General features: G+C 45.3%; 6 protein-coding genes and 1 riboswitch. All 6 genes read right to left on the bottom strand.

The features are described 5' to 3' along the window. Positions 1-152: 152 nt before the first annotated feature. The 6 genes from ACIRUQ_RS09855 to ACIRUQ_RS09880 all read right to left on the bottom strand — a co-directional run bounded on the left by ACIRUQ_RS09855 (position 153) and on the right by ACIRUQ_RS09880 (position 14,970). Positions 153-6,239 carry a bacterial Ig-like domain-containing protein gene (locus ACIRUQ_RS09855; protein ID WP_022036608.1) on the bottom strand — a complete coding sequence of 2,029 codons (6,087 nt, stop codon included), beginning with the start codon at positions 6,237-6,239 and terminating at the stop codon, positions 153-155. Positions 6,240-6,401: 162 nt separating this feature from the next. Continuing rightward, a riboswitch (cobalamin riboswitch) is annotated at positions 6,402-6,585 on the bottom strand. A 265-nt stretch (positions 6,586-6,850) separates the two neighbouring features. Continuing rightward, positions 6,851-7,750 (bottom strand): sugar phosphate nucleotidyltransferase, encoded by a 900-nt coding sequence (locus ACIRUQ_RS09860; RefSeq protein ID WP_022036609.1) that lies wholly within the window; start codon positions 7,748-7,750, stop codon positions 6,851-6,853. 231 nt (positions 7,751-7,981) lie between these two features. Next, positions 7,982-8,881: a cohesin domain-containing protein gene (locus ACIRUQ_RS09865; RefSeq protein WP_172679888.1), complete on the bottom strand. Its 900-nt coding sequence runs from the start codon at positions 8,879-8,881 to the stop codon at positions 7,982-7,984. Between the two features lie 285 nt (positions 8,882-9,166). Continuing rightward, positions 9,167-10,795: a glycoside hydrolase family 25 protein gene (locus ACIRUQ_RS09870; protein WP_055290267.1), complete on the bottom strand. Its 1,629-nt coding sequence runs from the start codon at positions 10,793-10,795 to the stop codon at positions 9,167-9,169. 181 nt (positions 10,796-10,976) lie between these two features. Next, on the bottom strand, positions 10,977-12,929 hold the full coding sequence (locus tag ACIRUQ_RS09875) for a hypothetical protein (protein WP_156330970.1): 1,953 nt from the start codon (positions 12,927-12,929) through the stop codon (positions 10,977-10,979). Between the two features lie 55 nt (positions 12,930-12,984). Further along, positions 12,985-14,970, bottom strand: coding sequence for a hypothetical protein (locus ACIRUQ_RS09880; RefSeq protein ID WP_055290269.1), 1,986 nt, complete (start codon positions 14,968-14,970; stop codon positions 12,985-12,987). Between the last annotated feature and the right edge of the window lie 84 nt (positions 14,971-15,054).

Here is a 15,054-nt window from a genome sequence, read left to right on the forward strand (position 1 = left end):
TTTTTCAAATCTTCTTGTTTTCCGGAAAAGTATTTGTAATTCAAACCAAAATATTCATTTTTTTGCACAAAAAAACACAGCCTCCGGAATTTTTCCAAAGGCTGTGCTTCTATAACCAATTATCGATTTTTTCACATTAAAATCAACATTTTTTATGCTTCTGTAATACGATCCATCAAATCTGCAACGTCCATCAGATCTACGGTTCCGTCACCATTGATGTCGCCAAGGTAAGTATCGACTTTCTCACCGGCTGTCACTTTATCCAGAAGCTGAGCTGCATCTGTCAGATCAATGACTCCGTCATCGTTGATGTCTCCCAGTGTTCCGCGGGCTGTTCCTACAAGAACGGTGCAGCGGGTCGGTACTACGGTTGCATCTTTGTATGTATTCATACCGCTTCCACCGTATCCGGAGCAGGTATAAGTACAGGTTCCGCTTACTTCGATCGTGTATTTACCGTCTTTCGGGAAGGTTACTTTGAACTGTCCGTGCTCATCTGTCTTAGTTCCAAGTGCTTCTGCTACGTTTCCATTTTCATCATAAACAGTAACGGTTGCATTAGCCGGAGCTGCTGTGACCGGGCTGTCCGGACCGCTGTTCATAACGCTGAGACCGTTTACGGTAAAGCTGTTCTCTGCGTTAACATCGGTTTTGTATGTTGTTTCATCAAACCATGTGTACAGATCGGAATATTCTATCGTATTTGCATATACAAAGAGTCCCAGCTGATCGCCATCATTTACTGCGGTCTGTGTACCGTATACCCATGCATGGTTCAGCACATAAGATACCATACCTGTGTTGACACCCCAGAAACGGGTTATCCATCCACTGTCGGTATCTGCATAGCCATCTGCACCACCGTAATAGTATTCCTCATGTAATGCGCGGAATACATCACTCATAGTGTACTGTCCATCGCCGTCTCTGTCGTATACAGTGACCGGTGCATTCCACAGTAACGTTCCTTCTGAACCGGATACAAAAATACCCTTATCACTGTAAGATACATAAGCTGTAATATGAGCTGCTGTCTCCTCTTGTTTATCTTTTACGGAGATTTCCACCGTTGTTGCTGCCAGGTCTGCCACTGCATCTTTACCGGTATAGGTGATGGTAACGGCTTTATCCTCTTTGGTCAGTCTGCTCTTCGGTGCGTAACTGTACGCTGTGGTTTCTTCTGTGCTGCCATCCTGATAAGTAACAGTTACTACCATTCCGGTCGGGTTGAACAGGTTACCTTCTTCGTACTCTGTCTTGTTCGGTGCTTTTGTCACCGCGATAGAAGCTACCTTATTTACCGTAACTGCTACGGAAGCTGCTTTGCCGCCGTAAGTAACCAGTACATGATCGGTGTCTGCTGCAATGGTATCCGGTGTTACTTTGTAGTCTGTGATCTCACGAACACTTCCGTCGTTGTAGGAAGCTGTCACTACCATACCTGTTGCATCAAATTTCTCACCGATGCGGTAACTTGTCTTTACAGGCGGTGTAACGACTTCGAGTTTTTCCAGAACTACGTCTTTGACATCTACGGATACATCCGCCGTCTTTGTTACGCCACCCAGTGTGTAACTGATGGTCACGTTCTGTTTTCCGGATGTTGCAAATGCTTCTTTCGCAAAGCTGTAATTGCTGATTTCTTTTGTAAAGTTTCCTTCGCTGCCTTTGTAGGTTGCGGTTACTTTCATGCCGGAAGCATCGAATTTCTCGCCTACATAGTAGGAAGTCTTGGTCGGCTGTGCGGTTACTTCGATACTCTGCAGAGTTCCTACCGGAATGGAGATATCCGGAAGCTGTCCCATGTACGCACTTGTATTCGGAGACAGATTCTCCCATGTCTTGACCATAGCTCGATGCGCACCGTAATCGCCGCCGAATCCTGCTACGTTAAAAGTTCCTTTGGAAAGCACAAAGTGTTCTGCAGAATAGTCTTCCGGAACAATCAGTGCATCTTTTACTGTTACGATCGGGTTATTGTATCCGGAAGAATCTGTTCCTGCCTCTACGAAATTCTCAACCGTCTGTTTGTAACCTGTGGATCCAAAGAAGTAATATCCATAAGACCCACGCAGATTTCCTGCTTTCTTTCCTTCCAGACCGCTGATTTCATTGTAGATCGCTGCTGCATCTGTATTATACAGCCTCATACGTGTTACCGGATTGAACAGCGTATCAAATGTGACGGATACTTTTTCACCCGGTGCGACTACTGCCTGATCCAGATCCTGTCCGTTTACTTTTACGGTTACGTGTTTTGCGGTAATCACCTGATACTCCGCTTTTCCGTCTTTTTCCAATTTTACGATGTTACGGCCATTTGTCAGTGGAACATTGTAGCTGCCGTCTTTCTCTGCTGCCAGTGCCTTGAATCCGCTGAAGCTTAATGCATCATTTCCGATGGCCGGATTTGCAACGGATACACTGACATCTTCTGTCTCCGGTGTAAAGGTATAAGTACCTGTCTTTCCGGTAAAGTAGATCGGATCCAGTTCCGCATCCAGTGCATCGCCTGCCTGTTTGCTGCTCTTGCCCTGATTCAGATCTTTGTTCAGTGTCATACCTGTGGTGATTCCACTGTCTCCGGAACCTACGGAAACGACGAATACACCGGTGTTCTCTGGCCAGATTGCACCATAGAAACCGTTCGGATCATAGTTGTCGTAGGAATATTTTACATCATCGTGATAGTTCAATGTCATCGAGTCATAGGTAACAAGTACGATAGCTGTTCCATTTCCTACTGCTTTTACGGTTCCATCATTACCTACGGTAATGACATCGCTGCTTGTCCTTCCATCCAGGCCGACAACCTGATAATGGAAATCAGGCTCGATCAGACGGTAGTCTTTATCCAATACCCATGTGACATTACTGCCCCACCAGTTACGTTTTGCATTTAATTTGAAGGTATTGCCTTCCTCCAGTTTCAGATACCCCTGTGCATTAACATTCAGATACAGGTCTGCCATATTCGCGCCGCCGTTGGAAGCAGTGTTGCGATCCAGCGTTGTCTTGGTATTGCCGGACGGCTTCAGCATCGCTGTGCTGACTACGATCCTGGAATCAGCTCCGTCTACCGTCGTTCCGTTATATGTGACATAAGAAGCTCCGCTGACATGGTAGTACATTTTGCTGGTCATTGCCACATGGAAAACAGAATCGACGGTTCCGTCCTCCTGTGCAGCAGTGCTGTCTGCTTTGTACACTGCGATCTGTCCATCCGTCATCTGCTCACAGATTGCTACCTCTGCGTCTGCCGGGGCATTGATCGTCAGTGCGCCTGTCTTCAGTTCTTCTGTCAGAGACAGTATGGAAGTATCTTTTGTGACTGCTACCCCCTGTGTTCTGGATGCCATCACGTTATGCGCTTTTACATACGCATCTGACGGAATTGCAGCCAGATAATAGGAAAGGTTCTTATTTGCACTCAGCAGCGTCGGATATACGGTATATCCATCTGCATTCACATAGGAATCACCCATGGTTGCAGTACTCACATCATTTTTCAGCTGTACGGAAAAATCTGTTGCTTCTGCTTTCTGTCCGTCAAATTCATTGGTCAGGGATACTTCGGTCTGGCGCAGAAATACACGAACGGTGCGTCCATCCACAGTGCTTGTCTGACTGTCCGGAAAGGTGAATGCTCCGCCGCCCAGGCTTCTGCCCTCTGCGCTGACTGCACGGTAGGAATACGTGCCCGGATACAGTGTCATGGTATAAACGTCGTATGCATTGTAAAGTTCTGTATCTGCACTGACGTCTGCGATCACCTGTTCCGTATCAAAGATGTCATGTCCTGCTTTATCGAGACCTGCGGATGGAGCAAATTTCAGTCCGTTTGCTGCCAGGATTCCCTTTGGTACATAGACTTCCACATTGTATGGCTGCTCTGTGACGGTTACTTCGCAGGAAGCTTCCACACGGTTACCCAGTGCATCTGTTGCAGTAACGGTAATCACTGCATTGCCCGCTTTCAGACCTGTGATCCTGCCATCTTTCACACTGACAATATCCGGTGCGGAACTGCTCCAGTTCAATGTCGTCACAGCAGTTTCCGGTGTCACATCTGCCTGCAGCGTCTTGCTGTCTCCCTGAATCAGATTTGTTTCTGTATCGGATAACGTTACTTCTTTTACTGCGTCTGTCGTATTTTGGATCACAACCGGATACTCTACTGTTTTACCATTGGTATCGATTGTCAGAGTTGCCTTACCTTTGCTCACACCGTTGATCTTGATCTTATCCACGATATCCTTCGGTTGGAACTGACTGCCGGCGCGGGTAAGGATCTCAGCGGTAAAAATACTCTCATCGGATGATTTTACGCTTACTTTCTGGCTGCTGACACTCAGAATCGGAGATGTATTGACTGCCTGATATTCTTTGCTTTCGCCTTCCAGTACTTTTACGACTTTCTCGCTGATTTTAGAAGCCATTCCGCCTTTAAAAGTAATTTCGACATCCGCAATTCTTCCGTCTCCGGCTTTTGCTGTAAAAGTAATTGGTCTGTTTGAACTAAACACATTGTAAGTAATCAAACCTGTACTTTCATTGATCGCACAGGTATTCATGTCCGTTCCCAGTGTCGGAATAACACTCACATTTGCACTGGACCAGAATACACTCTTCACTTCCGGATTTCCACTCACAGATGTCTGAACCTCTGCAGGTTCTTTTTCCAGAAATGCACTCTCAATGGTATCTACAGAAACATTCGATGCTGTTGCATCCAATGTTCCTTTCAACTGATATTCAGCCTGTGCCGTATCACCCGTTTCTGTCTCTGCTACCACCAGTATTTTATCCGTATCACCGGACGGACGTTTCTGTGCTTTTGCTTTAAGAGTCTGCTCTTTCTTCACCAGAGCAAAACTTGTTTTATATTCACCAAGCAAATGTTCTTCGCTTATTGATTCGCCATCATAGATATGGAACGTTACTTTCATATTGCTTGGCAGTGAATCTGCCAGATTTACTGCCATATTCACATACCAGTTGTTCCCGGAAGATGGTAATGCATATTCAGCCACCTGCATGTTTTCAATCTTGTAAGGACTTTCAAAAATCGCACGATATGTCATATCCTTATCAAGCGTTACCTGGAGCTTGGAATCACCTTCGACCGGTATCCATGTCTCGCCACCATCACCGGACTGCTCCCAGCGCACAAACTTATACAGGGATGCTGCTTCTGCGATCAGCGTATGTGTCTCTCCTCCGTCACGTACCTGGCTGACTGTTCCACCAGTCGTCTGAACCAGACTGAGTTGGTAAACCACCGCTGGCATTTTTTCAAAAACAGGTGTAATATGGCATACTTTCAATGCCCCATCCTGTGATGTCGTACCTTCATAATTCAGATAATAGGTATTTCGATTCTGATATGGAGACTGATACATTTTAAAATGCCAGTCAGAATCTGCCACGGTCAGAAAACCTTTCAGTGCACTTACTTCGTTCGGTCCAGCCGCAACAGCAGCCGTTTCCGGGCAGGTTCCATCAAAAAACCGGTCACCTATCTGCCAGCCACGAAACAGGTAGGTATCCGTATCCCAGTTCGTATCCCGCATCTGCGCAAGGTTGCCGCTAAATGATCCGATATTGGTAATCCGTTTCGGCAGAGTACCATTTACACCCCATAATGTCACTTTACTTAATGAATCATCCGATACTAAAGTACCATCCGACTGACGAAGCATTGCCTTGTCAATCTCCACGCGCGGACGTGTTCCTGTTTTATAACAAATTTTGGCAATTGCAGTAGTAACTACTGTTGGCGTCATATTTTCCTGCAAACCTTTGTTTGTTATAATAGCCCGATAATACTTTGTCTGACCAACCGTGACCTTCGGTACATAAGTGCTGACCAGTGGGGCACTCATTGTAGTTCCTGCGCCTTCAGCATCGGTAAATGTACTTCCGTCATCGGACACCTGCCATAAAATCGCCAATGTATTCTTGTTGTAATCAGATGGATTGTACTTCAACTGTACGCGCAGCTGACCTACTTTGTCCGAGTCATCGGCATAATAAGTAGCCGACTGACGACTGAGATCTGTCAGGACTGAATAAAAGACCGGTGCCGGTGCTGCTGTCACTGTATCATCCGCCTGTACTGCGACAGGACTGTTGCTGCCTGCTGCCAGTGCTGATATGGATGACATCGGTAACAGACTGAACACCATCAGCAGAGCAAGCATCAGCGACACAATTTTTTTGCTGTGTTTTTTCATTTTCTTCTCCTTTTTCCTGTAGGCTCCCCAAAACCTTCTCCCCCATTGTAGTTCTAAAGATTCCGAGTATTTGTTGTTTACTATCTATATAAACCGCTTTCCTGCGGATTGTATCCGTTTTTTGAGGAACAAAAATAAACCCCCGATATGCTTTCGGACATTTATCTACTGAGCTGCAACTGCCTGTATTCTGACTTAAAGTTCCAACCTACTCATTGTCCCTTCCCGGTTTCCCAGTGGTATCGACAACTTTCGTCCTTATTACAGCGGAGATAAACCGTGCCGGATTCTGACCGGACTTCCTAGATTGTATTTCTATCATTCCGCAGTTGTAATATGCTCCCTATGCAATTTTAGATGTGCAGTGATTCTGAGAAGAATATGTCAGCTTTCGCTGACCGGAATCACGCACCAAGTCTCACGTGCGTTCGACTTGAATTTATTCTTATCATAGCACACCCATTGCTTCAACATCAATCATTCTGACACAAAATTCTTAATATTTTTTTCTATTTGACAAGAAATTCGATGTAATTTCCTGTCAAAAAGAAAAAGAACCTCCAATCTCAGTTTTCCAAGATCAGAAGTTCTCTTTTTTCATTTTATATTGCTTAAAACAGCGGTGTCTTATATACGCCGTCTGCGATCAGCTGTGCAAATGCATCTACTACCGTCTGTCGGTCTTCCTGATAGGTTACACCAAACCACTTGTCCTGTGTCTCCAGAACTTTGACCGTTACTTCACCATTTGCAAGCATATCGCCGATGATGGTCGGAAGCAGATACTCTGCTTTGATGTTGCCCGGCTCCACATTTGCCAGAAACTCTGCGAATCCTTTGTCAAGTACATCAAGAAACTCCGGTGTCACGCCCCACATATTCATAGATACATGCGTTCCTTCCGGAATCTCGCTGCCATTTTCATCTTTTACAATACCGTCTGTATCACGGGCAATGCCGCTGGTCTCAACGATCTTCTGAAGCATCTCCTCATCATCGACCTGACATACACCACGGGTAACGGTTCCGTTATCGCTGAGCGTGTTGTCCAGAATAAATCCTGCCATGCAATACTGATATTTGGTATTGCCGCAGTTTACCAGATAATCATGCACTTTTACAAATGCTTCTTTTCCATAATAGTCATCTGCATTGATCACTGCAAACGGCTCATTTACCACACCTTTGCAGCATCTTACTGCCTGACCGGTTCCCCACGGTTTTGTGCGGTCTGCCGGTTTCTCAAATCCTTCCGGGAGATCATCCAGAGACTGGAATACATATTCCACATCACAAATTTTCTCGATACGGTCTCCGATCACTTCTCTGAAATCTTTCTCGATATCTTTACGGATGATAAACACGATTTTATTAAATCCTGCTTCCAGTGCATCATGAATGGAATAATCAATAATAATCTCGCCATTCGGCCCAACCGGAGTCAGCTGTTTCACACCACCGCCGAATCTGGAGCCAATGCCTGCCGCCATAATAACCAATGTTGTATTCATACTGCTATTTCCTTCCTGAAATCTTCTAATTGTTTTTTCCTGTATTTAACAGAATTGTAACATTTTTTCTCTGGTTCGTAAAGCATAACCTTAGTTTCCAATCATAATTTGAACATTTTTCATGCATATTCATGCATATTCTGCTAAAAATCGTGTTTTTTCACAAAAATATGTCTCCCTGGCATCCAATCCCGGGAGACATCCATTTTTCTGTCCAAAGATATGCTGTTTTTATTTCCGTTTTTTGGAGATTTTCACACCGGCCGTAATACCAACCACTGCCGCTGCCACCACAACAATGACGAATACCGCCACTGGCGCGGAACCATTTTTTGTTGTTCCTTTTCCTCTGACCATTTTTCCGGTATCATCGGCACCGGTATCGGAACTGGCATTCGCCGGACCACTTACGCTGTCCTCCGGGTCCATACTGATTGCAGCCACATCATTCCCGCTCTCTGCACGTTCGCCACCTTTTTGTGCCTTCTCTTCTGCGGAATCCGTCCCGGCTGCGTTGCTGCCCTCTGTTCCCGGATGTGCAGAATCTCCTGTCGCTCCTCCATGATTTCCGGAATCTGCTCCCACATTGGATACTAATTCATTTGCAGCACTGCCACTTCCTGCTGCTCCATTGCCTGTCCCATTCACACGGACAGCTGCTGTCAGGGAGACTTTCTCACTGCTTGCATTGCCGTCTGTATAATACAGATCCTGGATTGTGACGGTCACCGGCTCTTCACTCGCCTGCAGGATTTTAAATTTCAATCCATAAGATGCAGTTGAAAATGTATGCTCTCCGGAACTGCTCAGATAAGAAAAATTACCTCCTGAAGAAGATACCATGGCATCCGCCGGAAGTTCCTTCGTGTCCAGTCCCTGAAACTCCAGTATATTTTCATCATAATTGCCACTTAATTTTCCGGAAAATCCACGCAGTGCCTGTTTTGTGCTGATCTTCACAGGAATTTCCACCACATCTCCCACAGCGCCACTCACATCGCCGGCTGTGGTTTCTACCTGAAAGCTGCTCTGTGATGCATCAGCTTCCACAGCGGTACCTGCCAGCCCCGTTGCCATAAGAAGCACTATGATGCCTCGCAGTAATTGCCTCGTTTTTTTTCTGAGTATCATTCTTCTTTTATCCCCCATTTCACTTTTATGTACACTTAGATTCTTTGAACCGCAAGATTGTGACATATCCTACCACTTAAATCACTGATTTTGAAGTGGGCTTCTTGGTCAATAACTCTACTGATCAAATTCATTCTTTCATCTCACTGCTCCAGAAAAGTATAACATCGGAATCCAAAAATGTCTCCCTGAATTTCTCAGAGAGACACTTTTTATATTATGATTTGGGTGTCAAAACATCCAAATCTCGATTACACGGATTGTTCCATGCTTTGCGTTCTGCCCTTATCGGTTTACGCAGCCGTTATGTACATAATATCTGCCACTGCCGACTTTTGTCCAGCCGGTAAAATCAAACACTACTTTTCCATGACGGATATACCACCAACCATACTCATTCTGGGCAATTCCGTTATAATTTGTATTGACTTTTCCGCCTTCCACACGCCACCAGGATGCACCGTCAAAATCCACACCGGTACGGTTGAAATCAATCTTTCCACCGATGACTCTCCAGTTTCCATTTTCATTGGATGCAAAACCGTTGTAGTCAAAATCAATTTTTCCACCGGCAAGTCGCCACCAGCCATTTTCATTGGCCGTCAGACCGTTATAATCGAAATCAACCTTTCCTCCGTGGATCTGCCACCATCCATATTCATTGGATGCAAGTCCGTTGTAATCAAAATCGATCTTTCCTCCGGTCAGGTACCACCAGCCGTTTTCATTGGAACATAAACCGTTGAAATCAAAATTTACAAATCCATTATCCACACGGAACCAGCCATGTTCGTTGGATGCAAGTCCACAAGCCTGATACTGGATCACACCGTCAATAGCATACACCCATCTCTGCAGACTCTGGTCGTAAACGATGCTGCCGGATGCAGGCTGATACCAATAGTCAAAATCTACCGCTGTATTGATACCGTTAATTTTTGCATTGTCACTGCACTGCCAGAAATCAATCTGACCGCCATAACGCTGTCCCTTGTCTTTGCTCTCTTTGTAAGTATAGGTATTATAACGTGCCATCCAGATCTGGTAATCCTTCCGCAATGCGGCAGTATTCAACTCCTTCTCACACCATCCTGCATTTGCATAGATCATGGTCGAATAACCGGCTGCCCGGATGGTATCACAGTAAGCCCTCGCACACGCTGTCTTCTGTGCTTTACTCAGGTTCGCATTGTACAGTCTTCCAACACAGTTGCCATACTTATCATTGGCATATTCGTAATCAAATGCGACCGGCATTTCAAAACTGCATCCGTTGATAATGCTCAGTGTCTTATTCGCTTCTTCTACTGCCTCCTGCGGTGTCGTTGCCTGGGAATAAAAATATGCGCCGACTTTTAATCCGACATTTTTTGCACCTTTGTAGTATTCTGCAAATCTGCTGTCCTGTGCCATACTTCCGGAACCGTAAGCGCGGTATCCTGCACGCAGGATCACGAATTGTACCCCGGATGCTTTAACTTTATTCCAGTCAATACTTCCCTGATGATAGGATACATCAATTCCCGCAATGACATTTTTACCTGTTACATTTTCAGAATTATGTATGTATGCCGTCGTTCCACCGTTATACTTCGGCCAGCTTGTCGTCACGTTGCTGCTGCTTCGTGCCAGCTCACCGGCCGAAGAACGGTAAGCCGCTTCATCGGATGTCCCCAAGTTTTCCTGTTCCTGCTGCTGTCGATATGCCCTTCCGTTCAGCGGATCCTCCGGATCCCAGTCAGATGGATACGTTGCTGTCGATACATCCAACACTTCGGTCTCATCGGAAGCAGAACCTGCTGTCTGATAAACCGCTGTCTGCCCTGCTCCATCAGCTTCTGCTGCATATCCTGTCACACTGCCCATGGAAGCTATCATGGATGCAATCAAACACATTGCCGCAAATCTTTTCATTTAAAACCTCATCTTTCTTTCCTATGTTCTGGCCAGATCAATAAATCTGTCCTTTTTTGCTCAATTACTTTTATTATAGCGGCATTCCACAGACAGAACAAGACAAAATTCATCATTCCTGCGTGTTTTTTAATCCTTTTTTTAATTATTTATCGACCATCTGTTCTTTTCTGGCAAAAATTTACACTACCTCAACCTGAAGTCCTGTCACCTGACCATTTTCCATCTGATAGTGATACTGGATCATCACCCTCTGGTTTTTTTCCACATTATAAGGCACTGTGCCGGTATAAGGACCGTTCAGGTCAAAATTCACCCTGCCGTCATTGCATGCCCACAAACCGTTTGTATTCGCTGCAAAACTGTCCGGTTCCGCATGTGTTTCTTCCATTTTCCAGTAAGCGCAGCGTCCGTTGTTAATCATCCACCAGGCAGTTTCACCATCAATGCTGCCATACACAACGTCTTCGTAAGAATTATCAAATCGTCCGTTTGTAACATAATAGCAGGAATATCCATCCGCCATTACAAATCCTGTCGTTTCATAGCTGTATCTGCCATTTTTCACATACCACAGCGTACCCTTGTAATCCACGAATCCATTATAAGAGAAATCTACTTTGTGGTTTTTCACATACCACCAGCTTCCATCGTAGTACACCAGTGTTTCTTCGTCATAATTTTTGTCATTCTCGGTGCAAATATAGCCGTCTGTCACCTGCCACCATGCAGTCTCTCCATTCAGAGTCAGATACGCAAGACTATTATTTTCTTTCTGAACACGGCCATCCTGAACCAGATAACATTTCTCATTCTCATATACCAGACCGGTGTAAGAGAAATCCACCTGACCATTTCGCACATACCACGCATCTTCTGCCAGGTGGTAGCTATGATCCTTTGCCCGAAAGATACCTGTATAGGAAAAATCTACCTGTCCGTTTCCACCCACATACCACCAGCTGCCGTCATCCGGATTTGGAAGCAAGGTATAAGTAATCTGTTGTCCTTCTAAAAATCCATACCAGCCTTCTGTTCCATCCAGATTCAGATAATATACACCGGAGCATGTCTGATCTATCTGACCGCCCACGAGCCAGCAATATTTTTCGGCGGGTATAACATGATCTGGATAAATATACGCACCGTTGCGGCTGAAATCTACCTGGCCGTCTCTGACATACCACAGATGTCCGGTTCCGTTTTCTTCCCGCACAAACTCGAAACCGTTTTTGGAAAAATCTACCTGACCGGTCAAGCTGTCAATGCACCACCAGCCGGCTTCATTTGGCAGCAGATTTGCTACTCCATACGGTGCTGTCGTCGCCAGCTCTCCTTTGTAAAATCCATACCAGCCGGATATACCATTTACCGTTGTGTAATAGACACCATGCACACGTTCATACGTTTTTCCATTTACAAAATAATATTTGTACGGTTTATGGAAGTTCTCACTTTTTCCTTCCAGCACACCGGAAAATCCGAAATCTACCTGCCCGTTTTTCACATACCAGGTTCCTGCACTATTCTGACACACACCGGTATAGGAAAAATCAACCTCGCCACCTTCCCCGATGTACCACCAGGAACCATTGTACTCCACCAGCTGATGATATGCCCCGGTCACCATGCCGTCCTTAAAATTATACCAGCCCTCAGTGCCATTGATCGACACATAGCAAAGTCCGTTCACACCGGTATCCACCTTACCATCTGTCACATAGTACCAGTTCGTCCTGTCGTTCTCTCTCTGACTGACCACACCGGTATGATCAAATTGTACTTTCCCTTTCGCAACATACCAGGTTCCTGCTTCGTTGGCACACAGACCGGTGTAGGAATTGTCCACACGGTACCTGCCCACATACAGCCACTCATCCCCAACCGGCTGCAATGTACCGTTTGCTTTGTCAGACACTTTTCCATGTTCCATATAGTACCAGTTACCGTCGTTGAGCTGCTGCATTCCATGTAACGTCATCGGATCGGTACCCTGAGACAGTTCCGGTGCTGACACTTCCTGCACAGCCACCGTTTCTGACTGCTCTTCCGCTGCCATGACCGATACCGGTGCTCCTGCTGTCAGGGCCGCCGCCACCACCAGCGCCACTGTTTTTGCAAATCGTTTTTTCATATGTATTTTCCACCTCTCTCCCTGTTTGTATGCTGCGTTTTCTGCAACCATTTATTTAACGATCTAAAACAGTTGCCTGCATAGATGTTACCAGACCATTCTCTACCTGGTAAATATAGCTTACATATATTGAATCCTCTCCGGAAACAGAATAATATGTTCCATATGAATATTCACCGGTCACATCAAAAGCAACCTCGCCATTCACAATTGCCCACAGGCCATTTTCATTAGCTGCAAAGCTGTCCGGTTTTCCATTCCATGCCGCATTCGCAGAATGCACACAGTTTCCATCCTTTACCTGCCACCAGCTGTTCTTTCCATTCAATTCCGCATAGATTGCTCCATAGAAAGTTTTATTATACTGACCGTTCTGCACATATGCATAAGTATCTGCTTCCTCTGTATTGACAAAACCTGTCTTATCGAAGTTTACACGACCATTTTCCACATACCATCTTGTACCATCATGTTCCACAAAACCAGTGTAGGAAAAATCTACCTGACTGTTATATACCGCCCACCAGCTGCCGCCATAATAGCACAGTGTGTAGTAATAATTCGTATTGTCAAAGAGGGTACCATGATCTACTTCCCACCAGCCGTCTTTCCCGTCAATGGTAGCCTGTACCAGTCCGTTCAGATCACTCTGCAGCATTCCGTTCCGGACATATACATAATGATTATTTATCTTTACCCATCCATTACTGGAAAAATCTACCTGACCGTTTCTGACATACCAGCTATCAAATTTGTCTCCATTTTGATCATATCTTTCAGCAATGCCGGTATAGGAGAAATCAACCAGTCCGTCATCTCCGGTATACCACCAGCTGCCGTCATACGGATTCATCAACACTTCGTCCTCTGTCTGCATTCCCTGAAAGAATCCATACCAGTTTGTCTGTCCATTTACTGTGAGCTGGTACACACCATTGACATTCGGATCCACCTGACCATTTGTGATGCAGCACAGAATGTCTCCATAGTATCTGGTGTGATAATTATAAAGTCCGTTAAAATTGAAATTGATCTGTCCATTTTCCACATACCAGTAATGGTACCAGTCGTCATCCTCCGTGATACCCAATCCGTTATAATTAAAATCTACCAGTCCGGTTTTCGGATTGATATACCACCAGCCGCTTACATTTGACAGCACTCTGCCCGGCGCTTCGTAGTAGTCATCCGATGTTGCCAGTTCCCCTTTATAGAATCCGTACCAGCCTTCTGCTCCGTTTACCTTTGTATAAAACACGCCGGTCAGATTTTCGTTTGCCTTTCCATTAATAAAATAATACTGGTACGATCTGCTTCCTTTTTTTCCTTCAATCACACCGGTATAACCGAAATCAACCTGACCGTTTCTGACATACCATGTACCTGATTCATTGGATGCAGCTCCGGTATAGTCAAAATCTATCATATAACCGGACATTTTCCACCATGCACCATTATACTCCATCAAGCTCTCATAGGAATATTTCGGTTTTCCGTCACAGAAATTGATCCAGCCTTCCTCACCGTTGTAGCTTCCATAGGCTAATCCACAAAAGCTTTTGTCTACCCGGCCATTTGTTACATAATAAGTAGACGTATTTCCATATTGATTCGATCCGGTTGCAACGCCGGTATAGCCAAACTGTACCTGACCGTCTTTTACATACCACAGATCATCCCCATTTTTGCCAAATCCGGTAAAAGAAAAATCAATTTTCCATCCGGATACATACCACCAGCTTCCGCATGCCGGTTTTACCGTTTTGCTTGCGTTAGAACTCAGCCGACCATCTTCCATATAGTACCAGTTACCGTCATTGAGCTGAACCAGGCCGTCCAATGTCATTGGATCAACACCGTTGGTCAGTGCCGTTACAGCTGCTTCTCCCTCTGCTGCCTGCATTGCCATTTCCGGCTGTGTTTCCGCTGTCGCTGCTGCGTCCGCCGGTGCTGCTTCTGCAGCCATTGCGGACAGTGGTGCACTGATCAGCATAGCTGCCATCATCCCCAGTGCAAGGACTTTTGTCATTCGTTTTTTCATATCCTTCTTTCTCTCCTTTTCTAAAACTGCTCTGGAATAATACTTTCAAGAATGCCCGTTACAGTTTTCCCATTAGTAATACCG

The organism is Eubacterium ramulus, from assembly GCF_045002895.1.
Lineage (GTDB): Bacteria > Bacillota > Clostridia > Lachnospirales > Lachnospiraceae > Eubacterium_I > Eubacterium_I ramulus.